Raw genomic sequence first — 26,472 nt, 5'->3', positions numbered from 1 at the left:
GAGCGGCCCTGCCTCAGCTCTGGTTGAAGAAGCCGTCCGTGCGGTGGGCGGCCGGTTCCCCGTTGATGATCTCCGTGTCGGCGGGGGTCAGCAGGAAGACCCGGTTGGACACCCGGTCGATGGATCCGCGCAGGCCGAAGATCAGCCCGGCCGCGAAGTCGACGACCCGCTTGGCGTCGCCGGCTTCCATGGCCGTGAGGTTCATGATGACCGGGACGCCCTCGCGGAACAGCTCACCGATCGCGCGGGCGTCCCGGAAGCTGTCCGGGGTGACCGTGCCGATCCGACGGCCCTTCTCCACGGCGACGTCGGACGCCACCTTGACCCGCGGGTCGGTGACCCAGGCATCCCCGGGCTCGGTCCCCTCGGTGTAGTCGTCGTCGTAGTAACGCTCGTCTTCGTTGTCGTCGACGAGGCCAAGCCAGGCACTTGCCTTGCGTACCGATCCCATGGACGCCTCCTCTCACAGCGGTCTTTCATGCTTTCCGCATCCCTATGGTCATCCATGATGCGGACGGTGCGCCAAGTGGATAGACGCCGCGCGGGGGGTTTGTGACGGTACTGGTGCACAGCGAATCCGTCGAGAGTCCTTGTGTCCCAAGGGTCGTTGCGCAAACGGCTGCTGACTGTGAGTGAAATATGATTCTTCACGGCGTACGGGTGATGGCCGGTGCGTACGGGTGAATGCGGAGCGGGTACGCTGCCGCAGCTCAGCGCAGTTCAACGCGTACGCACCGCCGGGGGGATCATCGTGTTCGGAATCGTCAGACCGTGCCGTCATCGGCTCGGTGAGAGCCTCAAAGACCAGTGGATGGCGCATTTGTGCGGGCTGTGTCTCGCGCTGCGCAAGGACCACGGACAGTTCGCGCGGGTCGTGACGAACTACGACGGGCTGCTGATATCCGTTCTGACGGAGGCTCAGGCCGAACGGGACGGGCAGGGGCGGCGTACGGCGGGCCCCTGCCCCCTGCGGGGGATGCGTACCGCCTCCGTCGCGCAGGGTGAGGGGGCCCGGCTCGCGGCGGCCGTCTCGCTGGTGCTGGCCTCGGCCAAGGTGCGCGACCATGTCGCCGACGGGGACGGGCTGCTGGCCCGCGGGCCGGTGGCGCTCGCCGCCCGCCGGGTCGCGACGAGCTGGGGCCGGGCCGGTGAGCGGACCGGTTCGGGCGTCGGGTTCGACACCGCCGTACTCGTCGACGCCGTGGACCGCCAGGTCGGCATCGAGGCGCTCGCCGGGCCCGGCACGCCCCTGCTGACGGTGACCGAACCGACCGAGACCGCGACCGCGGCGGCCTTCGCGCACACCGCGGTCCTGGCCGGGCGTCCCGGCAACGCCGAGCCGCTCGCCGAGGCCGGCCGTCTCTTCGGCCGGCTCGCGCATCTTCTGGACGCCGTGGAGGACAGGGAGGCTGACGCCGCGTCGGGTGCCTGGAACCCGCTCGCCGCGACCGGGACGTCCCTGACGGAAGCCCGGCGGCTCGCCGATGACGCCGTGCACGGGATCCGGCTGGCGCTGCGGGAGGCCGCGTTCACGGACGCGAAGCTCGCGCACCGGCTGTTCGTCCACGAACTGCGCATCTCCGTGGACCGGGCCTTCGGCACCGCCTCCTGTGCGCACGGGCCCACGCTGTCCGGCGCGTCGCCGTCCGGGCCGTACGCCCCGCCCGGCGGTCCGGGCGCCCCGCTGCCCCCGGAGCCGCCGCGCCGTGACCGGCGCGGGCTGCTCGCCGGGTGCGCGGTGTGGCTGGGGCTGGCCTGTACGTGCCAGATGTGCTGCGGGGAGTTCGAGGACCCGTGGAGCCGGGAGCGCCGGCAGGGACCGTGCGCCACCGCGGACTGCGGCGGCTGCGGCGACTGCTGCTCCTGCTGCGACTGCTGCGGGAAGTGCTGTGGCGACGGGTGCGATTGCGGATGCGACGGGTGTGACTGCGGGTGCAACTGCTGACTCCGCGGGGTCAAGGGCTCGCGGCCGGTAGAGCGCCGTGCGGAGCGGCGCCCCGGGGTCCGCGAGGTTCCTTGTCTGCGTCTGCGTCTGCGTCTGCGTCTGGGGCTCCGTCTCCGTCTGCGTCTCCGTCCGGGTCCGTGACCGGCGGTGGGATCCGTGACGTCGTGATACCGGAGCCCGGCGTCCCCGGTTCGGAAGGGTCACGCCCGGCTGGTGGGTGACGGCTCGGCGCGGGCGGTCGCATCGACACGCCTCGGAGCACTCGTGCCCGGCCTGCCGACCGGTGCGCCGTGGCGGGGAGCGCCAGCCGTGGTGGAGGAGCGCCAGACCCTGACCGCAGGTTCTGGGCGCCGCCGTCCGGTGCCGGGCGCTGCTCGCCGTGCGGTCCGGGCGACGGGCTCGGGGTGGGGCTCTTGCCGGCGATGCCGCGGGAGGGGGACCGGGGTCGCCGGTTCCGGTCCCCGCGGCCCGTCGTGCCGGACGCCGAGGGCCGCACGACGGTCCGGCAACCGCCGTGCGCCACCGACGGCGTGGCGGCCGCCGGCCACCTCCTCTCCCCTTGCCGCCACCGCTACCGCCACCGGGTACCACCTGGCCCTCGTGGCGCCGGGCCGGGAGGTGCGCCGGGTCGACGACCGGCCGGAAGGGACCGATCCTCCGCACAGTCGGTTCAAAGGTTGACGGCCGAAAGGCGCCCTTGCGCCGACCGTCCGTTCGGCCGAATACTCCCCCTCAGCGCTTGTCAGGGTCACGACGTGTCCGGAATCCGGGCAATCGGTTCCCTGGCTGCGCCTCACGGGCCCAAACCCCACGAGGGCCCCCTACTTCCCATGTGGAGGAACGAAAAGTGAGGATCAAGCGCACCACCCCCCGCAGCGGCATTTCGAGACGGACCCGGCTGATCGCCGTTTCCACCGGCCTCGTGGCCGCCGCCGCTGTCGCCATCCCCAGCGCCAACGCGGCAGACACCCCCACCACGTTCAGTGCCTCCGAGCTCAAGAGCGTGAACAGTTCGGTGCTCAAGGCCGACGTCCCGGGCACCGCCTGGGCCGTCGACAGCAAGACCAACCGTGTCCTCGTCACGGTCGACAGCACGGTCTCCGAAGCCGAGATCGCGAAGATCAAGCAGCAGGCGGGCGGCAACGCCGACGCGCTCACGATCAAGCGCACCCCCGGCACGTTCAGCAAGCTGATCCAGGGCGGCGACGCCATCTATGCGAGTAGCTGGCGCTGCTCCCTCGGCTTCAACGTCCAGAACAGCAGCGGCACCCAGTACTTCCTGACCGCCGGTCACTGCACCGACGGCGCGGGCACGTGGTACTCCAACTCCGGGCGCACCACGGTCATCGGTTCGACCACGGGTTCCAGCTTCCCGGGCAACGACTACGGCATCGTGCGCTACAGCGGGTCCGTCTCGCGGCCCGGCACCGCCAACGGGGTGGACATCACCCGCGCGGCCACGCCCGCCGTGGGCACCACCGTCATCCGCGACGGTTCCACCACCGGTACGCACAGCGGCCGGGTCACCGCCCTCAACGCGACCGTCAACTACGGTGGCGGCGACATCGTCTCCGGTCTGATCCAGACCACGGTCTGCGCCGAGCCCGGCGACTCCGGCGGTCCGCTCTACGGCAGCAACGGCACCGCGTACGGCCTGACCTCCGGCGGCAGCGGCAACTGCTCCTCCGGCGGAACGACGTTCTTCCAGCCCGTCACGGAGGCCCTCAGCGCCTACGGCGTCAGCGTCTACTAGGCCCCGGCCGCACGTCCGGGCCTGCGCACGGCCCGTCCCGCAGCCGGCGGCAGGGGAGCCCCCGCACACGCCTGATGTGCGGGGGCTCCCCCTTGTCCGGGTCCGGGACGTTCCATGGCCCGCCAGGCGAGGCCGACCGGCAGTGCGGGCCCGGGTCATCGACGCGGACGCCGATCTCCTGGCGTCGACGCAGCCGGCCGAGGCCGCGAAGGAGATGTCCGGCCGGCCCGCCGCGCCGCGACCGCGGCTGCTCCGGACGGTGGTGGCGGTGGGCGCCGAGAAGGACTCGACGCTGGTGCTGTTGTTCCCGGTGGAACTGCTGCGGTTCCTGGAGAAGGCGCACCAGCGGATGCCGACGGCGCCTCAGCAGGTCCCGCAGGGCCCCGTTCGTGGCGCAGCAACCGGTGCGAGAGCAACGTCCGCCCGTCGAACACCACGCGAACTCCACCGGGCGATGGTCGATTTCAAGACAGGACTAGTCCTCACGGGCTGAGTGGAGTTACTCGCGCGTAGTGTTTGCGGCGCGAACGCCTGGGGTGACCGTGGACCGTCAAAAACCGGAGGGGGCGCGCAACCGCGTTCTACGCGCGTCCTGAAGTCGACCTTGTGCGCCCTCGGTGGGATTCGGAAGAGTGGGCGGCTCGTCAACCAGCCTTCCGGTCCGCGCGGTCCCCACAATCGCCCGGACCGACCCCCCACAGGAGGACGCGAGTTGAAGCACCGACGCATACCCGGGCGGCGGGCCGCCGTGGCAGGTGCGGGCGTCGCCGCACTGGTCGCCATGGGAGTCACCTTCCAGTCCGCGAACGCCAGTGAGGCGCCGAAGAGTTCCGACCCCGCGCCGCTGTCGGCCCTGGCGGCCGGAAAGCTCGCCTCGACACTCGGTCAGGACCTCGGCGCCGACGCGGCGGGAACGTTCTACGACGCGAAGACCAGGAGCCTCGTGGTCAACGTGCTCGACGAGAGCGCGGCGAAGACGGTCGAGGCGGCCGGCGCCGAGGCCAGACTCGTCGGGAACTCCCTCGCCGAGCTGAGGAGCGCCCACGGCACGCTGAAGCAGGACGCGAGCATCCCCGGCACCGCCTGGGTGACCGACCCGACGACCAACAAGGTCGTCGTCACCGCCGACCGCACGGTCTCCGACGCCGAATGGGCCAGGCTGACCGAGGTCGTCGACGGACTCGGCGCCACGGCCGAACTCCGGCGCACCACGGGGGAGTACAAGCCCCTCGTCGCGGGCGGTGACGCCATCACCGGCGGTGGCGGGCGCTGCTCGCTGGGCTTCAACGTGGTCAAGGGCGGCGAGCCGTACTTCCTCACCGCCGGACACTGCACCGAGTCCGTCTCCACCTGGTCGGACGCCGGCGGCACCGTCATCGGCCAGAACGAGGAGTCGAGCTTCCCCGGCAACGACTACGGCCTGGTCAAGTACACCGGCAGCGTGGACCACCCGAGCGAGGTGAACCTCTACAACGGCTCCACGCAGCAGATCACCCAGGCGGCCGCGGCCACCGTCGGCATGCGGGTCACCCGCAGCGGCTCCACGACCCAGGTGCACAGCGGCACGGTCACCGGCCTGGACGCCACCGTGAACTACGGCAACGGCGACATCGTCAACGGCCTGATCCGGACCGACGTCTGCGCCGAGCCCGGCGACAGCGGCGGCTCGCTCTTCTCCGGCAGCACCGCGATCGGCCTCACCTCCGGCGGCAGCGGCGACTGCGCCTCGGGCGGCGAGACCTTCTTCCAGCCGGTCACCGAGGCGCTCTCGGTCTTCGGCGCCCAGATCGGCTGACGGCCACACCGCGGTGGTCCGCCGGTCGCGCGGCGGTACGGCGGCCGCGGTCCCGCCGGCCGCCCGGTGACGTCCCGCCCCTCGCCCGAGGGGCGGGACGCTCGCGTGCGGAGGAGGGGCGGCCACGCCGACGGCCGGCAGCGTGGCCCGCGGGGCGACGGCGTCCTTCACCTGGGCGGGAAAGGCCGGGGGAGTGGCTCCCCGCGGTGCCGGCGCCGGTGGTCTGCGTCCTGCCTCACGGTCCGGGCCGTGGAGCATTTGTGCAGGTGGGACGGGGCCGAGCGGATGTCGTACACGTATTCGAGAATTGGTCTATGGTGGGGGTGAGGTAGCTGGGAACAAGTGTTCGAGAGCCTGGCCGGGGCTCAGTGCGGGAGGTGTGTGGTGCCGGGCTTCACGCATCTGAACACCGTCTCCGGGTTCTCCCTGCGGTACGGCGCCTCGCACCCGGAGCGGCTGGCCGAGCGCGCCTCGGAGCGGGGCATGGACGCCCTCGCCCTCACCGACCGCGACACCCTCGCCGGCACGGTCCGCTTCGCCAAGGCCTGCGCGAAGGCGGGCGTCCGTCCGCTCTTCGGAGTGGACCTGGCGGTGGAGGAGTCCCCGCGGGGCGATTCCGTACGAGGGGACACCTCCGTACGGCGGGAAAGGCACCGCACCCCCGTGCGCGGCGGCGCCTTCATCGACGAGTCGACACCCCGCGTCACCTTCCTCGCCCGGGACGGCGCCCGCGGCTGGGCCGACCTGTGCCGGATCGTCACGGCGTCGCACGCGGGACAGGGCACGCCGCTGCTGCCCTGGGCCGACAACAGGGGAGACGGCCTGACCGTCCTGCTCGGCCCCGCCTCCGACGTCGGCCGCGCCCTCGCCGCGGGGCGCCCCGACCGCGCCGCCAAGCTGCTCGCCCCCTGGCGGGAGACCTACGGCGACGCCCTGCGCCTCGAAGCCGTGTGGCACGGCCGCACGGGCACCGGCCCCGGTTCCCTGCGCCTGGCCGCCCGTACCGTCGGCTTCGCGGCCGAGCAGGGGATCCGGCCCGTGCTCAGCAACGCCGTCCGCTACGCCGACCCCGGCCTCGGCCCGGTCGCCGACGTCCTGGACGCCGCCCGCCGTCTCGTCCCCGTCGACCCGGCCAGGGAACTGGACTCCGGCGAGGCCTGGCTCAAGGACCCGGGCATCATGCTCCAGGCGGCCGAGCGGATCGTCGAGGCCGCGGGCTTCCGACGGGACACCGCCCACCGTCTGCTGGAACAGACGCGGGCCGCCGCCGCCGAGTGCCTGGTGGACCCGGAGGACGACCTCGGCATCGGCACCGTCCACTTCCCCGAGCCGCACCTCGTCGGCGCGGGCCGCCGCACGGCGCAGCGGGCGCTGGCCTCCCGGGCGGCGGCGGGCATGGTGCTGCGGGGGTACACCGGCAGGCGCGCGTACTGGGAGCGGATGCACCGGGAGCTGGACATCATCGCCCACCACGGCTTCGCCTCCTACTTCCTGACGGTCGCCCAGGTGGTGGACGACGTACGGAGGATGGGTATCCGGGTGGCCGCGCGCGGCTCCGGCGCCGGTTCCCTCGTCAACCATCTGCTCGGCATCGCGCACGCCGACCCGGTGGAGCACGGGCTGCTGATGGAGCGCTTCCTGTCCAGGGAGCGGACCGTCCTGCCCGACATCGACATCGACGTGGAGTCGGCCCGCCGGCTGGAGGTCTACCGCGCGATCATCGGCCGGTTCGGCACCGAGCGGGTCGCGACGGTCGCGATGCCGGAGACGTACCGGGTGCGCCACGCGATCCGGGACGTCGGCGCGGCCCTGTCCATGGACCCGGCCGACATCGACCGCATCGCCAAGTCCTTCCCGCACATCCGCGCCCGCGACGCCCGCGCGGCGCTCGACGAACTGCCCGAACTCAGGCAGCTGGCGGGCGAGAGGGAGCGGTACGGCAGGCTCTGGGAGCTGGTCGAGGCGCTCGACGCCCTTCCGCGCGGAGTCGCCATGCACCCCTGCGGGGTGCTCCTGTCCGACGCCTCCCTCCTCTCCCGTACGCCGGTGATGCCGACCAGCGGCGAGGGGCTGCCCATGTCCCAGTTCGACAAGGACGACGTGGAGGAGCTCGGGCTGCTCAAGCTCGATGTGCTGGGCGTGCGGATGCAGTCGGCGATGGCGCACGCGGTCGCCGAGGTGGAGCGGGTGACGGGGGACCGGATCGACCTGGACTCCGTGCCGCCCGGCGACCCGGCGACGTATCGGCTCATCCGGTCCACCGAGACGCTCGGCTGCTTCCAGATCGAGTCGCCGGGACAGCGGGACCTGGTCGGGCGGTTGCAGCCGGCCGGCTTCCACGACCTGGTCGTCGACATCTCACTGTTCCGGCCCGGTCCGGTCGCCGCCGACATGGTGCGGCCGTTCATCGAGGCCCGGCACGGGCGGGCACCCGTGCGGTACCCGCACCCCGATCTGGAGGGACCGCTAAGGGATACGTACGGAGTCGTCGTCTTCCACGAGCAGATCATCGACATCGTGGACATCATGACCGGCTGCGGGCGCGGCGAGGCGGACCGAGTGCGGCGCGGGCTGTCCGACCCGGAGTCGCAGGGGCGGATCCGGTTCTGGTTCGCGCAGCACGCGGCGGCGAACGGCTATGACGCAGAAACGATTCAGCGCACCTGGGAGATCGTCGAGGCCTTCGGGTCCTACGGCTTCTGCAAGGCGCACGCGGTCGCCTTCGCCGTGCCGACGTACCAGTCGGCGTGGCTGAAGGCGCACCACCCGGCCGCCTTCTACGCGGGGCTGCTCACCCACGACCCCGGGATGTACCCGAAGCGGCTGCTGCTGGCGGACGCGCGGCGGCGCGGGGTGCCGATCCTGCCGCTGGACGTGAACGAGTCGGGGGTCGCACACAGGATCGAACTGGTGTCTGAATCTGAGGAGTCCGGGAAGTCCGGGAAGGCGTGGGGGCTGCGTCTCGCCCTCTCCGACGTGCACGGCATCAGCGAGGCCGAGGCGGCACGGATCGCGGACGGGCAGCCATACGCCTCGCTGGTCGACTTCTGGGAGCGGGCGCGCCCGAGCCGGCCCCTCGCCGGGCGGCTCGCCCAGGTGGGCGCCCTGGACGCGTTCGGCGCCAACCGGCGTGATCTGCAACTGCACGTGACCGAACTGCACCGGGGTACCCGGGGTTCGGGTGCCGGCGGAGACCAACTCCCGCTGGCGGGCGGGCGGAAGACGGCCCCGGCCGGGCTGCCCGACCTGTCCTCGGCGGAGCGGCTGAGCGCCGAGCTGGGGGTGCTGTCCATGGACGCCTCGCGCAACCTGATGGACGACCACCGGGCGTTCCTCGACGAGCTCGGCGTGGTGTCGGCGCGGCGGCTGCGCGAGGCGCGGCACGGAGAGACCGTGCTGGTGGCGGGCGCCAAGGCGGCCACCCAGACCCCGCCGATCCGGTCCGGCAGGCGGGTCGTCTTCACCACCCTGGACGACGGCACGGGCCTGGTCGACCTGGCCTTCTTCGACGACTCGCACGACACCTGCGCCCACACCGTCTTCCACTCCTGGCTGCTGCTGGTGCGCGGGGTGGTGCAGCGGCGCGGCCCGCGCAGCCTCAGCGTGGTCGGCGCCGCCGTCTGGAACCTCGCCGAACTGGTCGAACTGCGCGCCGGGGGCGGGGTGGACGCGGTCGCGGCCCGACTGGCCCGTCCCGAGCCGGCGCCGGACGGACGGCGAGAGGCGCAGGCCCCGGACGGAGACGACGGCGGCCCGCACCGGGCCCGGATCGCCGGGGCGGACGGACGGCCGGCGCCGACCGGGTCCGCGGCGCGGGATCCGATGGAGGTCGCCCGCGGACGCAGCATCCGGATGCCGACCGGTTACGAGATGCATCCGTGGGCGGATCTGCGCCCGGCGGGCGAAGACCCCGCGAAGACAAGGAAGTTGTGGCACCAGAGTCCGGGGAGTGCGGGATGACCATCCTCTGCGTACGTTTCCAGCTGCCGCCGACGCGCGAGGCGGCCCTGCCGGATCTGCTCGGGTTGCTCGAGGAGTTCACGCCCGTCGTCGAGGCGTTGCCGCCGGACGCGGCGCTCGCCGACCTGCGGGGCGCCGAACGCTACTTCGGGCGCACCGCGGTGGAACTGGCGTCGGTGATCCGGGTCCGGGCGCTCGCCCGGTACGGCGTCGACTGCGTGATCGGCGCCGGGCCGGGTCCGATGCTGGCCCGCATCGCGCTGCGGGACGCCGGACCCGGGGTGACCTGCGCGGTGCCCGAGGACGCCGTCGCCGCGTTCCTCGCCGGCAAGCCCGTCGCCGCGCTTCCCGGCGTCGGCGCCGCGACCGCCCGCACCCTGGGCGAGTACGGCCTCGACACCCTCGGTCTGGTCGCCGCCGCGCCGCTGTCCACGCTCCAGCGTCTGGTCGGCGCGAGGACCGGCCGCGAGGTGCGCGAGAAGGCGGGCGGCCTCGACCGCGGCCGGGTCGTACCGAACGCCGTCTCCCGGTCGCTGGCCGCCGAACGCCCCTTCGACCGCGACGAGCTGGACGCCGACCGGCACCGGCGCGCCCTGCTCTCGGCCGCCGAGGAACTGGGCGCCCGGCTGCGCGCCCTGGACAAGGTCTGCGGCAGCCTGACCCTCACCGTCCGCTACGCCGACCGCTCCTCGACCACCCGCACCCGCACCCTCAAGGAGCCGACCGCGCACTCGGCGGCGCTGACCAGGGCGGCCTACGGCATGTACGCGGCGCTCGGCCTCCAGCGCGCCCGGGTCCGTTCCCTCGCGCTGCGCGCCGAGGCCCTCGCCCCCGCCGAACAGGCCTCCTACCAGCTCGCCTTCGACCCGGTGGAGGAGAAGCTCCGCCGTATCGAGGAGGTCGCGGACCGCGCGCGAGCGAAGTTCGGGCCGCGGGCGGTGATGCCGGGGACGCTGGCGGCGTGAGGTCCGGCCGCACGCCCCGGGGGTCAGCCGGCCCAGGGCGGCGTGATGCGGGTGCCGTCGGCGAGCTCCGCCGTCAGGCCGATGGAGGTGGTCACCCAGGAGGTGGCGACCTCGCTCGTGGGGTTCTCGACGGCGAGCGTGGCACCGGGGTTGATGATCACGGTGTCGCCCGCGCCGACGCGGTGGGTGCGGCCGTCGAGGGTCATCAGCAGTTCGCCGCTGAGCACATGGAAGATCTCCTCCCGGTCGACCGTGTGCGCGGGCGCCTTCGTGCCGGCCGGGATCTCGCCCCGCCAGGCGCACAGCTCCTTGCTGCCGGTGCGGGGAGTGGCGTACGAGACGAAGCGGGCGCCGTGGATCTCGTGGACGACGGCCTCGGAGGAGCGGATGACGGGCACGGGACCTCCAGTGGGTCAGTGGTAAATGGTCAAGCAGCTTGACTACTTGCCTGCCTCCATAGTCAAGCTGCTTGACCGAACCGTCAAGGGTGTTTCAATGCGTCCGTGCAGAACTCCGACGCCATGGCCCTGGCCGCCACCCTGCTCGCCGTCGCCGGTGACCTCACGCAGCGCATCCACGAGGGGGTCGTCGCCCGTGGCTTCGCGGACCTCAGGCCCGCGCACGGGTTCGCGTTCGCCCGGCTCGCCCCGGACGGGGCGACCGTCACCGACCTCGCGGCCCACCTCGGGGTGAGCAAGCAGGCCGCCAGCCAGCTCGTCGACGAGATCGTGCGCAAGGGGTACGCCGAGCGCCGGCCGCACCCCGAGGACGCGCGGGCCCGGCTGGTCGTGCTGACCGACTCGGGGTGGGCCTGCACCCGGGCGGCGGAGGAGGCGGCGGCGGAGGCCGTCGGCGCCTGGACCGGGCTGCTCGGCGAGGGCGAGGTGCGCGCGCTGCGCGAGCGACTGGGGCGCATCGCCCCTTCCGGTCCCCTGCGGCCCAGTTGGTGAGGGGTCTGTCCGGCCTGAGCCGCCGGACAGACCCCGCCCGGCACTAGTGCCGTGGCAGGCGACGTTCGCCCCGTCGCGACGCCCGGCACGCCCTCTCGCCGCACCGGCCGAAAGCCCGAGTACATCCAGTACGAGGGCTTCCGGCCGGCACGCCGAGAGCACGCACCGGACGCCGCTCCTTGACGGGCAAACGTTGCCTGCCGCGGCACTAGCGACCGGGCCGGCCGCCGTCCACCGTGCGCCGGCGGACCGACGCGAACAGGGCCGCCGAGCCGAGCGCCAGCGCGGCCGCCCCGCCCATGGCCAGGTACGGCGTGCTGTCGTCGCCGCCGGTCTCGGCGAGGTTCGCGGAGACACCGGCCGCCTTCGGCTCGTCGGGTACGGGGTCCGCGGTCCCCGCGACCGGATCGGCTGCCGGGTCCGCTGCCTGGGCCGCCCTCGGGTCCGCTGCCGCTTCCGGTTCGGCCGACGTGCCGGCGTCCTGGTCGCCGTGACCGTGGTGTTCGATCGTCGACTTGTCGGCACCGTCCTCGATCTGCTGCTCGGAGGGCGCGGAGGCGCTGGGGGCCGGGGTGCCGCCACCGCCCGCGCCGGCGGTGCCGGAACCGCCGCCGAAGTCGACGTCCGAGCAGGAGTAGAACGCCTCCGGGCTGTCCGAGCGCTGCCAGACCGCGTACAGCAGGTGCCGGCCGGCGCGCTCGGGGAGGGTCCCGGAGAACGTGTAGCGTCCGCCCGCCGCGACCGGGTCGGTGGCCGTCGCCACCGGGTTCTCCAGGTCCAGGTCGTCCCAGGCCAGAGGCCGCGCCGGGTCGTACCCGGGCTTGGTGGCGTACACCGTGAAGGTGCCCTTGTGCGGGGCCGTCACGCGGTACGCGAAGGTGTACGGCCCGGCGCTCACGGTGGTCGCGGGCCAGTCGGCGCGGGCCAGGTCGAGCCCCTTGAACGCGTCGTTGCCGGCGCTGCACAGCCTGCCGTCCGGGATCAGCGTCCGGTGCCGCCCGTTCGCGTCGCCGATGCGTACGCCGTTCCAGTCGTACAGCGCCTGGGTCCCGCCGGCCGCGACCGCGGCCCCGCACGCGGCGGAGGAGGGGCTCTCCGGACCCTCCGCGTAGCACTGCGCGACCCGGCTGACCGGATCACCCAGCGAACCGTGCGCGGACGCGGGCGCGGCGGCCAGGACGGCCAGGGCGAGCGGCGTGATGCCGACGGCGGCGACGGTGGCGACCCTGCGGCGTACGGGCATGCGGAACTCCTCGGAACGGTCGCTCGGTTCAGGTTCATGGACCGGAACCCGTGGGGGGACGAGCAGCAAGCTAGCCCCTGACGACCGCGAGAACGCCTGCTGGAGGCGGGTGAGGAAGATCCTTATGGTGCCCTTAAGGGAGCGCTAACCGAGGGCTCAGGTCCGCACCGCGCATCGGCGGGACGGATACGGTGCCCGCCATGACAGGCGACGAGATCCGGCCCGCCGTGACGGCGGACGTACCGGCCGTGAAGAGCGTGACCGACGCGGCGTACCACCCCTACATCGCGCGCATCGGGGTGGTGCCGCGGCCCATGGAGGCGGACCACGCGGCGAACGTGGCCGAGGGGAAGGTGTTCGTGACGGGGGAGCCGGTGACGGGCCTGGTGGTGATCGAGGCGTACGAGGACCACCTGTACCTCGACAGCGTCGCCGTCCACCCCGACGCGCACGGCACGGGTGTGGGGGGACGGCTGCTGCGTTTCGTGGAGGCACGCGCGCGTGCGCTGCGTCTTCCGGAGGTCAGGCTCCACACCCACGCCCTGATGCGGGAGAACCAGGAGATCTACCGGAAGTTCGGCTACGAGGTCGTCAACCGGCGCGCGGACGGGCCGTACGACCGTGTGCACTACCGCAAGCGGCTGGACTGAGGGAGCTCGGCGCTCTCACCCGTCGGGCCACCACGTCCGTGCGACGTCCTTGCGGACCTCCGGGCGTCCCGCGGGGCGCTCGTCGGCCTCCTCGCGGACTCGGGAGTCCGTCTTCTTCAGGGGCTTCTGCACGGTCACACGGCGCATGGCTGCCTCCTTCAGGGACTACCGAGTTCCGCGTTCTCACGGAGGTAGACCCGTTGAGGGAGAGTTCCTCATCGGCTGCCGTTCTGTCAGTGGCGGTTGTCACGATTCGATTGTCAGTGGCGGGTGTCACTCTTGAGCGCATGACCGATCAGAGTGACGGAACGAACACGGTGGGTGCCGACTGGGACGCGCAGGCCCCGTCCTTCGACGACGCGCCGGACCACGGTCTGCGCGACCCGCAGGTGCGCCTGGCCTGGGCCGGGCGGCTGCGCGGCTGGCTGCCCGGCGCCGCCGCCGACGTCCTCGACCTCGGCTGCGGCACCGGAAGCCTGTCGCTCCTCGCGGCCGAACAGGGGCACCGTGTCACCGGGGTGGACCGGTCCCCGGCCATGGTCGGTCTCGCGCGCGCCAAACTCGCCGGCCGTGACGCGGTGTTCCTCGTCGGTGACGCGGCGGACCCGCCGGTGGGGGAGGAGCGGTTCGACGTGGTGCTCGTGCGGCACGTGCTGTGGACGCTGCCCGACCCCGGCCGGGCCCTGCGGCACTGGCGTCGACTGCTCCGCCCCGGCGGCCGGCTGGTGCTGGTCGAGGGCGTGTGGGGCACGGTCGACCCGGTCGGCATACCCGCCGCCCGGCTCACCGCCCTGCTCGCCCCGCTCGGCGGGACCGTGCGCGTGGACCGGCTGTCGGACGACGCGCGGCTGTGGGGGAAGGACGTGGACGACGAGCGGTACACGGTGGTGGCGACGGCCGGCTGAGGCGGCGGGGCGGTCGAGCGGCGGCAGGGGGCTGGGCGGCTGGGCGTGTCAGCCGGGCGGGGGCCGGCGGTGGCGCTCAGGCGAGCAGCGTGGTGAGGCCCTCCCCACGGGCCAGCGCCTCCAGCGCGTCGAGGGCGGCCACGGCGGCGGACGCGGCCCGCGGGTCCCGGTCGGCGAGGCCGCTCTCGGCGAACTCGTCCTCGTCCAGCCGGCGTACGTCCGTGCCGTCGCCCGAGACCCACAGGTCCAGGTCGAGGTCCTCGACCACGAGTTCCGTGCCGGCGAGCGTGGCCGGGCGGGTGATGTCGCAGTACCAGCCCTTCACCGTGCCGGCCGCGTCGCGGACCTCCTTCACGGCGTACCAGCGGTCACGCCAGTAGTACTCGGTGAAGACATCGCCCGGCTCGAAGCGGACGAAGCCGAAGTCACGGGCGGCGTCCCCGGCCCAGGGCGCGCGGACCACGATGCGCGTGCCGTCGTCGTGGAGGAGCGCGCTGGGGTAACGGATCTTCGTACGGCCCGCCTTGACGAGGACGACCTCCACCTGGCGGGGCGACTCAGCCGAGTTCGCGGACATACCGCACCTCCGTGGCACAGATCTCGTAGCCGAACCACTTGTTGATCGCGATCATCGGACCGTTGCCGGCGTCGTTCCCGGTGAACGCCTCGACGAGTCCGGCGGCGCGGGCGCGGTGCAGGGCGTCGTTCTTGGCGAGCTTGGCCAGGCCGCGGCCGCGGAAGGCGCGGGCGGTGCCGGTCATGACGGTGCCGTAGCGGGTGCCGCCGTCCGTGCGGGCCGCGCTGAAGGCGGCGGGACGCCCGTCGACCAAGGCCACGGAGGTCAGTTCGGCGCTGAAGAGCGGGTGGTTCCAGGTGCTCTCCAGCCAGGCCTCGTAGTCGGTGAACTCGTAGTCGATGTCGCTCGGCTCGTCCGACATCGTCTCCGCGTCCAGCTCGAACAGCGGGCGCGGGTCGTCCGCGAAGCCGGCGCCCGAGCGCAGCTCCACGCCCGGAGGGAGGGGCTCGCGCGGCGGCAGGGTGCCGTTCGCCAGGTCCAGGCGCAGGAAGTGGGCGGTGCGGCGGTCCTGGTAGCCGTGCCGTTCGGCGAAGGCGCGGTTGCCCGGCTCGTCCAGGACCCAGGCGAAGAGCCGGGTCGCCCCCAGTGCGGCCAGGTACTCCTCGGCCGCGCGCACCAGGCCCGAGCCGGCGCCGCGGCCGGTGCGCCCCGGGTGCACGTACACGTTGACGTACCCCTGGCCCGGGTCCGGGCTGTCGTGGACGATCCCCACCTGGGCCGTGCCGACCACCTCGCCGTCCTCCTCCGCGACCAGGGGCCGGTAGTGGGCGTCGGGGTGCGCGTGGGCCAGGTCGTAGGCGAGGGAGTCCGGGGTGACGAGGTAGTACGGGAGAGCGAGCCGGCGGACGCGGGCGAATCCCTCGACGTCGGCCCGGACGGTGGGGCGCAGGTCGCGCACAGTCATGGTCATATGGACGGAGGCTATGCGGGAGACGCGTCCCGGTGCCTCTCAATTTCGCGCGGGTGCGGGACAATCGCCTGCGTGACCCTGAAGATCCACATCGACGAGAGCGCCCCGCCGTACGAGCAGGTGCGCGCACAGATCTCCGAGCAGGCGCGGTCGGGAGTCCTGCCCGTGGGATACCGGCTGCCGACCGTGCGAGGGCTGGCCGAGTCGCTGGGCCTCGCCGCGAACACGGTCGCCAAGGCGTACCGGGCGCTGGAGGCGGACGGGGTGATCGAGACGCGGGGGCGCAACGGGACGTACGTCGCCGCGGTGGGCTCGGCGGCGGAACGTGAGGCGGCGTCGGCCGCCCAGGCGTACGTCGAGCGGGTGCGCCGTCTTGGCCTGGACGAGAGCGCGGCGCTCGTCGCGGTACGGGATGCCCTGCGGGCGGCTTACGAGCGGGGCTGAGCGGGACTCGGCACCGCCGGCGGGCGCCGTCGTGGCCGCCGTCGCGGCGGAGAAGGCGCATGACGCGCGGACCGGGGCTGGTGCCGGGGTCGGCCCGGGACCACCCCTGACGTCGTGACCGGAGCGACCCGCAGCGCGTGAACCGGAATCGGTCCGGTCGGACCGACCGGTCCCGCGGTCCCCTCGGGACCGACGGCGTCGCCGTGGGCGGGGTTCACAGGATGTGGCCCGGGGCGGTGCTGCCAAGGCCGGTGTGGGCCGTCGGTCCCGTCCGTCCTGTCGGCGTCGGCGTCGGCGGGGCTCACGGTGTGCGGGTCGGGGACAGGCCCGCCGAGGCCGCCGCCCGTGCGAAGACCACCGCGTCCCGCACCGCCGCCGCGTTCGGGTCGTTGTTGAAGTACGCGAAGACGTCCTCGCCGTGCGCCCATGTGGCCGCGATCCGCTCGGCCCACGTCCTCAGCGACTGCCGGCCGTAGTGCGGCCAGGCCCGGGCCCGGCCGACGTGGAAGCGGACGTAGCCCCAGTCGGTGGTGCGCCACAGCGGGGCCGCCGGGCGGGAGCGGACGTCGGCCCAGCACAGGGCGGCCCCGCGCGCCTCCAGCACCGCGCGCACCTCGGGCGTCCACCAGGACTCGTGCCTCGGCTCGACGGCGACCCTGGTGCCGGTCGGGAAGCAGGCCAGGCAGGCGTCCAGGAGACCCGGGTCGGCGCGCAGCGTCGGCGGCAGCTGGAGCAGGACCGGGCCGAGCCGGTCGCCCAGGCCCGCCGCGTGGCTCATCAGCCGGTGCACCGGCTCCCCGGGGTCCTTCAGCCGCTTGATGTGGGTCAGGTAGCGGCTGGCCTTGACCGCGACGACGAAGTCCGGCGGGGTGCGTTCCCGCCAGGCCTCGAAGGTCTCCCGGGACGGCAGCCGGTAGAAGGCGTTGTTGATCTCGACCGTCGCGAACCGCGCCGCGTACTCCTCCAGCCACAGCCGCGTGGGGCACCCGGCCGGGTAGAGCACACCCCGCCAGTCCTTGTACTGCCAGCCCGATGTGCCGACGAACAGGGTCATACCCTCATGAAAGCACTACAGGTACAGCCCCGCGTCCACCCCGCCCCGCGGTTCCGGGACCGACGTCGGGGAGGTGCCCCGGCGCAGCGCGTACAGCTCCGCCAGGGTCGCCCCCTCACGGCCGACGCCCTCCTCGGTGCCCAGCCAGGTCACCGCCTCCCGGCGGGTCAGCGGTCCCACCTCGATCCGGGCCAGACAGCGGCCGGGGCGGACCACGGCCGGGTGCAGGCGCTCCAGGTCCTCGTTGGTGGTCACGCCGACCAGGACGTTGCGGCCCTGGCCCAGCAGGCCGTCGGTGAGGTTGAGCAGCCGGGACAGCGCCTGGCCCGCGGTGTGCTTGGCCTCCCCGCGGATCAGCTCGTCGCAGTCCTCCAGCAGCAGCAGCCGCCAGCGGCCCTTGCCCGCCCCGTCCTCCTCGCCGATCGCGATGTCCATCAGATAGCCGACGTCGTTGAACAGCCGCTCCGGGTCCAGCACGCAGTCCACCTGGCACCAGTCCCGCCACGACCGCGCCAGCGTCCGCAGCGCCGACGTCTTGCCGGTGCCCGGCGGGCCGTGCAGGAGCAGCAGCCGGCCCGCGATGTCCTCGGGGGTCGTCTTCATCAGACGGTCCATCGCGTCCGCCACCGGCTCGGTGTAGTTGGTCCGCACCTCGTCCCACGTGCCCGCGGAGATCTGGCGGGTGGTGCGGTGCGGGCCGCGCCGGGGGGAGACGTACCAGAAGCCCATCGTCACGTTCTCCGGCTGCGGTTCGGGCTCGTCCGCCGCGCCGTCGGTGGCCTGGTCGAGGACCTTCTCGGCCAGCTCGGCGGTGGTCGCCGTGACCGTGACGTCGGCGCCGCGGTTCCAGCGGGAGATCAGCAGCGTCCAGCCGTCGCCCTCGGCGAGCGTCGCGCTGCGGTCGTCGTCGCGGGCCACGCGCAGCACTCGGGCGCCCGGCGGCATCAGGGTCGCCCCGGACCGGACACGGTCGATGTTGGCCGCGTGCGAGTACGGCTGCTCGCCCGTCGCGAAGCGGCCGAGGAACAGCGCGTCGACGACGTCGGACGGTGAGTCGCTGTCGTCGACGTTGAGCCGGATCGGCAGAGCGTCGTGTGGGTTCGCAGACATGCCGCCATGATCCGGCACGCACGCGCCTCGTGCACCCGCTTTCCGCAGCGCGCCGAGGTGTCGCCGGCGGCGTGGTTCCGCCGCGGCGCGCCCCCGCGGTCCGTTACCGAGCTGTACGGCCACGACCTCTGCCCAGCGGGCACCCCGCCGGATACCGTTGTCCTCGATGGGACGTCATGGGTGGAATTCGGGGGCTCGGCGGTGGCGGCTCACCGCGCTGCTCGGTGTGGGCGCGGCCGCTCTGGCGCTGCTCGTGACCCTGCTCAACACGCTGCCCGGGAACGGCGCGAGCACCGCCGGCACCACCCGCGACGGCGACCAGGCGCACGGCACGCCGGCCGTTCCCGCCGACGCGCCGAAGCCCGAGGTGGGCTGGGGGTTCACCCACACCCAGTTCAGCGCCGACGAGGGCAGCGCCGCCGCCACCCGGCGCGTCCGGGGCCTGCTGGCCGAGGCCGGGGGCCTGCCGCAGAACCAGCACATCATGGGCTGGGGCGCCGACAACCCCGAGCCGGTGGAGGGCCGTTACGACTTCGAGGCGATGGACCGCCGTGTCGACTTCATGCGCGCCTCCGGTGCCACCCCGGTCATCACCCTGTGCTGCTCCCCGGACTGGATGAAGGGCGGCGAGGCCGGCGTCGACCGCACCGACTGGAGCCAGGCCTCCCTGGAGACGGCTCCGGAGCCGGAGCACTACCAGGACTTCGCCGACCTGGCCGCGACCGTCGCCAAGCGCTATCCGGACGTACGCCACTTCGTCGTCTGGAACGAGTTCAAGGGCTTCTGGAACGACGCGGAGGCCCGCTGGGACCACGAGGGGTACACGGAGCTGTACAACCTGGTCCACAAGGCACTCAAGAGCGTCGACGAGGACATCATGGTCGGCGGCCCGTACCTGGTGATGGACAGCCTCGACCCCCGGTCCGAGGACGCCTCGACGACCTTCAGGGGTCCCTGGGGCGCCATGGACCAGCGCGTCCTGGACGCCTTCGCCTACTGGAACGAGCACAAGGCCGGCGCCGACTTCGTGGTCGTCGACGGCTCCAGCTACACCAACGACGACGAGCTGCTGCCCGACGAGTTCGCGGCCACCGACAAGTTCACGGCGGTGGGCGAGTGGGTGCGGGCCCGGACCGGCGGCCTGCCGCTGTGGTGGGCCGAGTACTACGTCGAGCCCGGGGACGGGAACGACGAACGCGAGGGCTGGTCCGAGACCCGCCGCGTCGCCGTCCAGGCCGCCGGGATGATCGCCATGGCCAGGGGCGGCGCCACCTCCGGCTTCTACTGGAATCCGCAGAAGGAGAAGGGCGCCGACTGCGCGGGCTGCCTGTGGACACCGACCGATCGGGCCGGCGGCGGCGCGAAGCTGCCCATGTACGACCTCGTCTCCCGCTTCGCCGCGGAGTTCGGGCCGGGCACCGCCCACCGGACCGTGCCCGTCGCCGGACGCGACGCACCCGGCGTCCGGGTCCTGGCGAGCGACGAGGCGGTCCTGGTCGTCAACACCCTCGACCGGCGGATCGGCGTGACGGTCGACGGCAGGCGGCTCACGATGCAGGCGTACGAGGTCGAGTGGCTCGACCGGAGGACCGGCTGAGCCACCCGCTCCGGCTCAGCCGCCCGGGCGTCACTTCATCGTCAGGAACCGCTGGATCAGCGAGGCGAGCAGCACCGCCAGCAGCGGCAGCGAGAACCAGAAGCTGCTCTGCAGCCACCGCAGTTGCCGCACACCCGGCCGCACCGCGACCCGGACGACCTCCCGTGCCGTCAGCAGCACGATCAGCGCGAGTGCCGCGAAGGCCCCGACCACCGACCAGGGTGTCCACGTCACCAGCGGCCCGACCGGACCGGGGTCCGCGGCCGGCACCTTGCCCTCGGGCTGCTTGCGCAGCGCGTACATCGTCACGTCGCCGTTGGCGAAGACCTTGCGCAACTCCGGTCGCTCGTCCAGGTTCCGCAGCAGCCGCGACTCCCACGTGGGCGGGTAGCCCACGTCCAGCTCCAGATAGACGACCTGGCTCCGGTTGACCATCAGATACGAGTTCGGGCCGGCGTCCTTCAACGCCTTGACCAGGCCCGACACCAGCACCGGGTCGGCGGGCGCGAGCGTCGGCAGGTACTCGACCTTCTCCATGTCCCGGGCGCCCCACGGCATCGCCGGCGTCACGTTGGTCACCGTGTCGTTGCTCAGCCACAGCAGCCGGGCCGTCGGATCGTCGTGGGCGTAGAGGTAGTCCATGGCCGCGACCTCGCCGGTGCGGATCCGCTCGAACGGCTCGTTGCCCCAACGGGCCACCAGGAAGCCGCCCATGAGGACCAGTCCCGCCATCAGCGCGGCCAGCGGGGCGAGGCTCACCCGGTCCTTGTCGCGTTCCTCGACGGTGACGCCGGTGCGCGGGAACAGGGCGAGCGCGGCGAGCAGGGCGGCCCCCGGCAGAGCGAACATGAAGACCCGCAGGGCCATCTCGCCGCCGTACGACTGCATGCCGAAGCCCAGGAACGGCACGAAGGTGAGGACCAGCAGCGACCGTTCGCGGTAGCGGTGCCAGCGCCTGCGCCACCAGCCCCAGCAGGCGAACGCCATCACCCCGCCGGCCAGCAGCACCCGCACGTACAGCACCAGCTTGTGGGTGGAACTGCCGCCCTCGATCCGCCCGGACACCGACGAGCTGACGTTGCCGCCGACCCCGCCGACCCCGCCGAACATCTCGGCGAAGTGCCCGGACCAGTACGGCTCGGCCATGAAGCCCACCCAGGCCGTCACCATGACGCCGAACAGGAGGGGCAGGCCGCGCAGTTCGCTGCGGCCTGCCAGGACCAGCACCGCGAGCACGCCCACCATCACGAACGGGGTGAGCTGATGGGCCGGGACGCTCGCCGCGAACAGGCCGATCACGACCATCAGCAGCACGGCCCGCTGCCGCCGGTCCGTCGGCTCGACCTCGATCTCGCCGGGGCGCCGCCGGGCCCAGATCACGCCCGGCGCCCGGAACCAGACGAGCAGGATCGCCACGAACACCAGGTAGAGGAGATAGGTGAAACCCTGCGGGGAGAAGTAGTCCTGGCCGACCCAGCCACTGAGCACGAAGATCCAGACACCGGTCCACTTCGCCCGCCAGCTCGCCCGCATCGAGCGCACCAGCAGGAACATCGGCGCCAGGTAGAGGAGTTGGACGGCCGTCGGCCACCAGCGGATCACCTCGGTGAGGTCGTCGACTCCGCAGGCCTCGGCGACGAACGCGGCCGCCGCGAAGAAGCCCGGCCAGCTCCAGCGCGCGTCCAGGTCGGGTACGGCCGATCCCGTCCGGTCGATGTAGTCGATGAACCCGAGGTGCTGCCAGGCCGTCGCGAACCGCGGCTGCGTCTCGATCACCGCGGGCAGCGCGTGCAGCGAGACGACGGTCGCCAGCAGCGTCACCAGCAGCAGCGTCCGGTGCTCCCGGCCGAGCCACAGCAGTGAGGCGAACACCACGGCCAGCAGCGCGGCACCGACGAGCGTGGGTGTCGGCAGCACGGAGATCAGCCCGAGCCCGCCCATCCCGTCCAGGTCGGCCTCGCCCAGCCGCAGCGCGGGCACCCAGTACAGCAGCAGCGCGGCGGCCAGCAGACCGCCGAGGACGAGCCCGGCCCGGGTCGGCGGCGCACCCGCCGGCACCGGAACGTCGTCGGGCTCGGCCACCTCGTCGGCCCGCGGCCCTCCGGCGCGTACCAGGGCCTCTTCCCGCTCCGGGGCCTCTTCCCGTACGGCGGCCTCCTCTTGTACGACGGCGTGGTCCTCCCGTACGGCGGCCTCGTCCCGTGCGATGGCGGGGTCCTCCCGCACGGCGGCCTCCTCCGGCGCCTCGAACGGGGCGTCCACCTCGGCCGGGCCCAGGGACGCCTCCGCGCCGGGTTCCCGTTCCTCGACCGGCAGGCCCACCTCGGGGTTCGCCGCCCAGGCGGGCCGGTGGTCCTCGGGAGCCACGGACGTCCCGGTGGGCGGGGTGCCGGGGCCCGGACGGACGTCCGGCCGGCGTTCCAGGTGGTCGAAGTCGACACGGACGCCGAGGGCGAGCGTGTCCTGGTCGAGCCCCCAGACGGGCGCGCGCCGCTGTGGTCCGGCCGGGGCGGGCGCCTCGCGTGCCCCCAGGTCGGCGAGGTCCCCGTCGGGTGCCGCCCCCCCGGGCAGGTCGCCCGGCGCGCCCCGGACGATCCGGTACAGCCTGGGCGCGGCGACCGTGACGATCACCCCCAGCGCGCAGATCTCCGCCACGCCAGCGCCGGCCAGGCCCATCCGGGGCAGCAGCAACAGCGTCAGACCGAGCACCAGCACGCACAACAGGCCTTGCAGCCAGGCCAGTCCGGCGGTACGGCTCTGCGCGCGCAGCACCGCGAAGTACGTCTCCATGACGACCCGCAGCACCGCGCCGACCGCGAACCAGCGCAGCAGCGGGGCGGCCGCGTCCGCGTAGCCCGCGCCGAACACGCCGAGGATCCACGGCGCCCCGAAGAACAGGATCCCGGCCACCGGCAGCATGATCCGGGCCATCCGCTTCAGGGCGGCCCGGGTGTTGGCGGCCAGCCGGCGCGGGTCGTGCGAGCCCTCGACGGTCAGGGACGCGCCCATGTTGATGGCGAGCAGGTTGACCGTGCCGCCGATCGTGGCGGTGATGTAGAAGTACGCGTTGTCCTCGACGCTGACCTGCGAGGCGATGATCACGGGGACCAGGTAGACCACGGCCAGCGAGAACAGCGAGCCCGTGTAGTCGCCCGCCAGGAACCGCCCGACCTCCTTCAGCGTCGGCGGCTTCGCGTGCTCGTCGGTCGCCTTCTCGTGCCGGGGCACCAGGCGCCGGAACACCAGCCAGCCCAGCGGCAGCACGGAGAACGCGATGGCCGCGACCCACGACACGAACACGCCGGTCGTCGGGATCGCCACCGCGAACGCGGCCAGCAGCCCCAGCTTCACCGCGGAGAACACCGTGTTGCCGACCGGCACCCACAGCGCGCTGCGCAGCCCGGTCAGCACCCCGTCCTGGAGCGTCAGCAGCGACCAGGCGACGACGGCCACCACGAAACCGAGCCCGTACAGCGGCCCGTGCAGGAAGCGGTACGACGGCCCCCACAGGTCCAGGGTGAACAGGAAGACGAGGGCGGCCAGCGCCACGATCACCGAACTGCCCGCGTACGTGCGCAGGATCAGCCGGCCGGTGGCCCGGCCCGCGACCGGGATGAAGCGGGCCAGCGCCCCCGTCAGGGTCACCGCGGTCAGGCCCGCGAGGAGCTTCATGGCGGCGATCGCGGCGGAGCCCTGGCCGACCGCCGACTCGGAGTAGTAGCGGGCGGCGGCCAGCCAGTAGCCGAGACCGAGCACCGCGGAGATACCGGTGTTGAGCATCAGCGCGTAGGCGTTGCGGAACAGCTGGTTGCCGCCGGGGGACCGGCCCAGGCCGGGCAGGCGCAGCCGGCGCCCCGGCCGCCCGGGCGCCTCGGACGCGGGCGGGGTGGGCTCGGTCGTGGTCGTGTCAGACACGGGAACGGATGGCCTTCCGGCGGACCTGACGTGCTCTGCGGACCAGGGCGTACCCCTTGGTGAGGGCGCGGTCCCCGGCGAAGTTCCGGGTGATGGCGCGGCCCTCGACGAGCCGCTCGAACTCCTCCGGTCCCGTGCCGCGGCGCACGGTGACCCGTCGCAGGGCGTACGGCCCCTGGCGGCGCCGGGCGAGGTCGTTGCCGACGACGAGCGCCTGTCCGTACCCGGTCTCCCGCACCGCCCGCCGCACCCGGCGGCTGGAGTAGCCGAACGGATAGGCGAACGAGGCCGGGACCGAGCCGAGCGCGTCGCTGACGATCTCCTTGCAGTGGATCAGCTCGTGCCGCAGCGCGGCGTCGTCGAGCTGGTCGAGCTGCGGATGGGTGTGGCTGTGCCCGCCGATCTCCACGCCCGCCGCGGCCAGTTCGCGGACCTGGCCCCAGTCCAGCATGGTGTCCGGGCCGCCCCCGGTGTCGTACGCGCCCCGGATCCAGCCGGTGGAGACGAACAGGGTGGCCGGGAAGCCGTGCCGGGCGAGCACGGGCAGGGCGTGCCGGTGCACGCCCTCGTAGCCGTCGTCGAAGGTGATCAGGACCGGCCGCTCGGGCAGCGGGCGGCCGGAGCGCCAACGGGCCGCGAGATCGGCGGTGGTGACGGGTGTGCGGCCCAGGGCGCCGATCACGGCCATCTGCGCCGCGAACGCTTCCGGGGTCACCGACAGCGCGCGCGTGGCCTCCTCCGGGTCGGTCGCGACCGCGTGGTACATCAGGATCGGCGCGGGCCCGTCGCTCATGTGCTTCCCCTCTCGATCCCGGGCACCGAGAAGGTGGTTCCGCCGCGGCGCGCGCGGACCGTGCCCACCATGTAGCCGCCCGCCGCCGTCAGCACCCCGGCGACGATCGCGCCCGCGCGGCCGGCGCCGCCCGGACGGGCCAGCAGCGCGTCCCGCAGTCCGCGCGCCACCCCGGCGGGCAGCACCCGGGTGGTGTACCGGCGCTCGGACTCCAGGCCCTTGTCCGTGCCGACGCTCCGCGCCACCAGGGCCTTCGACAGGCCCTCGGCGTACGCCCGGGAGCGGAAGTACCCGAAGTGCTCGCGCGTCCGCGGCACCCGGTGGTGGATCACCGCCCGGTCGTCGATCAGCAGGATCGCCTCCGGCCTGGCCCGGGTGAGCCGGATGCACAGCTCCGTCTCCTCGCAGCCCAGCGGCCGCTTGTCGCCGTCGCGTCCGATGCCGGTCGCGAATCCGCCCGCCGCCTCGAAGGCGCTGCGGCGGAACGAGGCGTTGCCGCCCAGGACGTTGCGCACCTTCACCAGCCCGGACGGCAGGCCCTTGTAGGTGCAGCCGACCACCCAGTCGAACTCCTCCGGGAACCAGGCCGGCCGGCGGCCCGACGCCCAGATGGGCACCGTACGGCCGCCGACGGCCATCACCCGCGGATCGGCGTAGCCCTCGGCGAAGTGCCGCAGCCAGTCCCGCTCGGCGACGGCGTCGTCGTCCAGGAAGGCCACGACGTCACCGCGCGCCGCGGCGATCCCGGTGTTGCGGCCGGCGGACAGGCCGCGGGGGCCCGCGTTGGCCAGCACCCGGACCTGGCCGGACTCCTCGTACTCCTTGGCCAGCCGGTCCAGGAGCGCCGCGTTGTGGTCGACGACCAGCAGGGTCTCCAGGGCCGGGCGGGACTGCGCCCGCACCGAGGAGACCGCCGCGAGGATGTCCTCCCAGCGGTCCTCGGTGTACACGCAGATCACGACGGAGATGTCGGGACCGCTCAAGACACCTCTCCCCGGACCGAGTCGAGCATCGGGGAGGGGTGCCTGCGGCTGCGCAGCGCCCGCCGGTTGGAACGCTCCCGCAGGATCACCCTGAGCACCCTGAGCCCGTCCCGCACGGCCCGCAGATTGCTGGTGCCGTGGATGCGGAGGTACTCGTGGCTCGGTATCTCCTGCACCTTGAGCCCCGCCTTGACGACCCGGATGTTCATCAGGGTCTCCACCTCGAAGCCGGTGCAGTCCAGTTCGATCTTGTCGAGGCAGTGCCGCCAGAACGCGTTGTAGCCGTAGCACAGGTCCGTGTAGCGGGCGCCGAACTTGCGGTTGACGGCCGTGCACAGCGCCCAGTTGCCGAGCTTGCGGATGAAGGTCATGTCGTCGGTGCCGCCGCCGTTGGCGAAGCGGGAGCCCTTGGCGAAGTCCGCGCCCGAGACGAGGGCGGAGACATAGCTGACGATCTCGTTGCCGTCGGCCGAGCCGTCCGCGTCGACCATCACGATGATGTCGCCGCTCGCGGCCTGGAACCCGGTGATCAGCGCGTCGCCCTTGCCCTTGCCGCGCTGCTCGACGACCTTGACGTCCGGCCACAGCGAGCGGGCCACGTCGACGGTGCCGTCGGTGGAGTTGCCGTCCACCAGCACCACTTCGTGGATCCAGTCCGGAAGCGTCTTGAAGACGTACGGGAGATTCTCCGCCTCGTTCATGGCGGGAATCACCACACTCACCGGTGGCGTGATGGCCAGGTGAGAGGAGATCGGCCGGTACGTGACGGCGATCGACGGATCTTGGCCCGCACTGGCCGGGCGCAGAACTGAGCTCATGAGTCTGGTCCCTCTCGTCCGGTGGACCGCCCGCCCCTGGGCGGCCCGGCTTCGTGTCCGGTTCGAAAGGGGGGTTCTCACCCGGGGCATGCCGGAACGATCTCC

General features: G+C 73.1%; 23 protein-coding genes. 11 read left to right on the top strand and 12 right to left on the bottom strand.

Features of this window, described 5'->3' with window-relative positions; all coding sequences use genetic code 11:
* Positions 1-13: 13 nt before the first annotated feature.
* Entirely contained in the window at positions 14-451 is a 438-nt protein-coding gene (locus QQS16_RS11295; RefSeq protein ID WP_286061494.1) for a cell division protein SepF, read from the bottom strand.
* Between the two features lie 300 nt (positions 452-751).
* Between QQS16_RS11295 and QQS16_RS11290 the strand changes: the two genes are divergently transcribed.
* The 6 genes from QQS16_RS11290 (at position 752) to QQS16_RS11265 (ending at position 10,418) form a co-directional block, all read left to right on the top strand.
* Complete coding sequence (locus QQS16_RS11290; protein ID WP_286061493.1) at positions 752-1,945, top strand: DUF5685 family protein; 1,194 nt, start codon at positions 752-754, stop codon at positions 1,943-1,945.
* Positions 1,946-2,792: 847 nt separating this feature from the next.
* Positions 2,793-3,698 (top strand): S1 family peptidase, encoded by a 906-nt coding sequence (locus QQS16_RS11285; protein ID WP_286061492.1) that lies wholly within the window; start codon positions 2,793-2,795, stop codon positions 3,696-3,698.
* Between the two features lie 142 nt (positions 3,699-3,840).
* Positions 3,841-4,191, top strand: coding sequence for a hypothetical protein (locus QQS16_RS11280; RefSeq protein WP_502963778.1), 351 nt, complete (start codon positions 3,841-3,843; stop codon positions 4,189-4,191).
* 219 nt (positions 4,192-4,410) lie between these two features.
* Complete coding sequence (locus QQS16_RS11275; RefSeq protein ID WP_286061491.1) at positions 4,411-5,493, top strand: S1 family peptidase; 1,083 nt, start codon at positions 4,411-4,413, stop codon at positions 5,491-5,493.
* A gap of 384 nt (positions 5,494-5,877) precedes the next feature.
* On the top strand, positions 5,878-9,453 hold the full coding sequence (locus QQS16_RS11270; RefSeq protein WP_286061490.1) for a DNA polymerase III subunit alpha: 3,576 nt from the start codon (positions 5,878-5,880) through the stop codon (positions 9,451-9,453).
* The gene (locus QQS16_RS11265; RefSeq protein WP_286061489.1) at positions 9,450-10,418 is read left to right on the top strand and encodes a DNA polymerase Y family protein; all 969 of its coding nucleotides are present in this window, start codon (positions 9,450-9,452) and stop codon (positions 10,416-10,418) included. The genes QQS16_RS11270 and QQS16_RS11265 overlap by 4 nt, the downstream gene beginning before the upstream one ends.
* 23 nt (positions 10,419-10,441) lie before the next feature.
* Here QQS16_RS11265 and QQS16_RS11260 read toward each other — a convergent pair whose 3' ends face one another.
* Positions 10,442-10,816: a cupin domain-containing protein gene (locus tag QQS16_RS11260; protein WP_286061488.1), complete on the bottom strand. Its 375-nt coding sequence runs from the start codon at positions 10,814-10,816 to the stop codon at positions 10,442-10,444.
* 105 nt (positions 10,817-10,921) lie between these two features.
* Between QQS16_RS11260 and QQS16_RS11255 the strand changes: the two genes are divergently transcribed.
* Complete coding sequence (locus QQS16_RS11255; RefSeq protein WP_286061487.1) at positions 10,922-11,368, top strand: MarR family winged helix-turn-helix transcriptional regulator; 447 nt, start codon at positions 10,922-10,924, stop codon at positions 11,366-11,368.
* Positions 11,369-11,576: 208 nt separating this feature from the next.
* On the opposite strand, the gene QQS16_RS11250 is transcribed toward QQS16_RS11255, so the two are convergent.
* Positions 11,577-12,611, bottom strand: a complete 1,035-nt coding sequence (locus QQS16_RS11250) for a lytic polysaccharide monooxygenase auxiliary activity family 9 protein (protein WP_286061486.1) — start codon at positions 12,609-12,611, stop codon at positions 11,577-11,579.
* Positions 12,612-12,811: 200 nt separating this feature from the next.
* On the opposite strand from QQS16_RS11250, the gene QQS16_RS11245 reads away from it, so the two are divergent.
* On the top strand, positions 12,812-13,261 hold the full coding sequence (locus QQS16_RS11245) for a GNAT family N-acetyltransferase (protein WP_286061485.1): 450 nt from the start codon (positions 12,812-12,814) through the stop codon (positions 13,259-13,261).
* A 15-nt stretch (positions 13,262-13,276) separates the two neighbouring features.
* Here the strand turns inward: QQS16_RS11245 and QQS16_RS11240 are convergent, their stop codons facing one another.
* A complete protein-coding gene (locus QQS16_RS11240) occupies positions 13,277-13,408 on the bottom strand; it encodes a hypothetical protein (RefSeq protein ID WP_286061484.1) in 132 nt (43 codons plus the stop codon).
* A 140-nt stretch (positions 13,409-13,548) separates the two neighbouring features.
* On the opposite strand from QQS16_RS11240, the gene QQS16_RS11235 reads away from it, so the two are divergent.
* Positions 13,549-14,166, top strand: a complete 618-nt coding sequence (locus tag QQS16_RS11235) for a class I SAM-dependent methyltransferase (RefSeq protein ID WP_286061483.1) — start codon at positions 13,549-13,551, stop codon at positions 14,164-14,166.
* Between the two features lie 76 nt (positions 14,167-14,242).
* On the opposite strand, the gene QQS16_RS11230 is transcribed toward QQS16_RS11235, so the two are convergent.
* A complete protein-coding gene (locus QQS16_RS11230; RefSeq protein WP_286061482.1) occupies positions 14,243-14,743 on the bottom strand; it encodes a ribonuclease FAU-1 family protein in 501 nt (166 codons plus the stop codon).
* Complete coding sequence (locus QQS16_RS11225; protein WP_286061481.1) at positions 14,724-15,653, bottom strand: GNAT family N-acetyltransferase; 930 nt, start codon at positions 15,651-15,653, stop codon at positions 14,724-14,726. Before QQS16_RS11225 ends, QQS16_RS11230 begins: the two co-directional genes overlap by 20 nt.
* Positions 15,654-15,725: 72 nt before the next feature.
* Here QQS16_RS11225 and QQS16_RS11220 point away from each other — a divergent pair, with 72 nt between their 5' ends.
* A complete protein-coding gene (locus QQS16_RS11220) occupies positions 15,726-16,097 on the top strand; it encodes a GntR family transcriptional regulator (RefSeq protein WP_286061480.1) in 372 nt (123 codons plus the stop codon).
* 301 nt (positions 16,098-16,398) lie between these two features.
* Here the strand turns inward: QQS16_RS11220 and QQS16_RS11215 are convergent, their stop codons facing one another.
* Both QQS16_RS11215 and QQS16_RS11210 read right to left on the bottom strand, forming a co-directional pair.
* A complete protein-coding gene (locus QQS16_RS11215) occupies positions 16,399-17,151 on the bottom strand; it encodes a DUF72 domain-containing protein (RefSeq protein WP_286061479.1) in 753 nt (250 codons plus the stop codon).
* Between the two features lie 15 nt (positions 17,152-17,166).
* Entirely contained in the window at positions 17,167-18,261 is a 1,095-nt protein-coding gene (locus tag QQS16_RS11210; protein ID WP_286061478.1) for a DUF5925 domain-containing protein, read from the bottom strand.
* Between the two features lie 166 nt (positions 18,262-18,427).
* Here QQS16_RS11210 and QQS16_RS11205 point away from each other — a divergent pair, with 166 nt between their 5' ends.
* A complete protein-coding gene (locus tag QQS16_RS11205) occupies positions 18,428-19,858 on the top strand; it encodes a GH39 family glycosyl hydrolase (RefSeq protein ID WP_286061477.1) in 1,431 nt (476 codons plus the stop codon).
* Positions 19,859-19,888: 30 nt separating this feature from the next.
* Here the strand turns inward: QQS16_RS11205 and QQS16_RS11200 are convergent, their stop codons facing one another.
* The 4 genes from QQS16_RS11200 to QQS16_RS11185 are packed head-to-tail and all read right to left on the bottom strand — an operon-like array spanning position 19,889 to position 26,367.
* Positions 19,889-23,773, bottom strand: coding sequence for a lipopolysaccharide biosynthesis protein (locus tag QQS16_RS11200; RefSeq protein WP_286061476.1), 3,885 nt, complete (start codon positions 23,771-23,773; stop codon positions 19,889-19,891).
* Positions 23,766-24,566, bottom strand: coding sequence for a polysaccharide deacetylase family protein (locus QQS16_RS11195; RefSeq protein ID WP_286061475.1), 801 nt, complete (start codon positions 24,564-24,566; stop codon positions 23,766-23,768). The genes QQS16_RS11200 and QQS16_RS11195 overlap by 8 nt, the downstream gene beginning before the upstream one ends.
* Positions 24,563-25,549 carry a glycosyltransferase family 2 protein gene (locus QQS16_RS11190; protein WP_286061474.1) on the bottom strand — a complete coding sequence of 329 codons (987 nt, stop codon included), beginning with the start codon at positions 25,547-25,549 and terminating at the stop codon, positions 24,563-24,565. The genes QQS16_RS11195 and QQS16_RS11190 overlap by 4 nt, the downstream gene beginning before the upstream one ends.
* Positions 25,546-26,367, bottom strand: a complete 822-nt coding sequence (locus QQS16_RS11185) for a glycosyltransferase family 2 protein (protein ID WP_286061473.1) — start codon at positions 26,365-26,367, stop codon at positions 25,546-25,548. Before QQS16_RS11185 ends, QQS16_RS11190 begins: the two co-directional genes overlap by 4 nt.
* Positions 26,368-26,472 lie beyond the last annotated feature (105 nt).

It is taken from the genome of Streptomyces sp. ALI-76-A, assembly GCF_030287445.1.
Taxonomy (GTDB): domain Bacteria; phylum Actinomycetota; class Actinomycetes; order Streptomycetales; family Streptomycetaceae; genus Streptomyces.
Note: the sequence above shows the minus strand (reverse complement) of the source record. Positions and strands in the feature narration are given on the sequence as shown.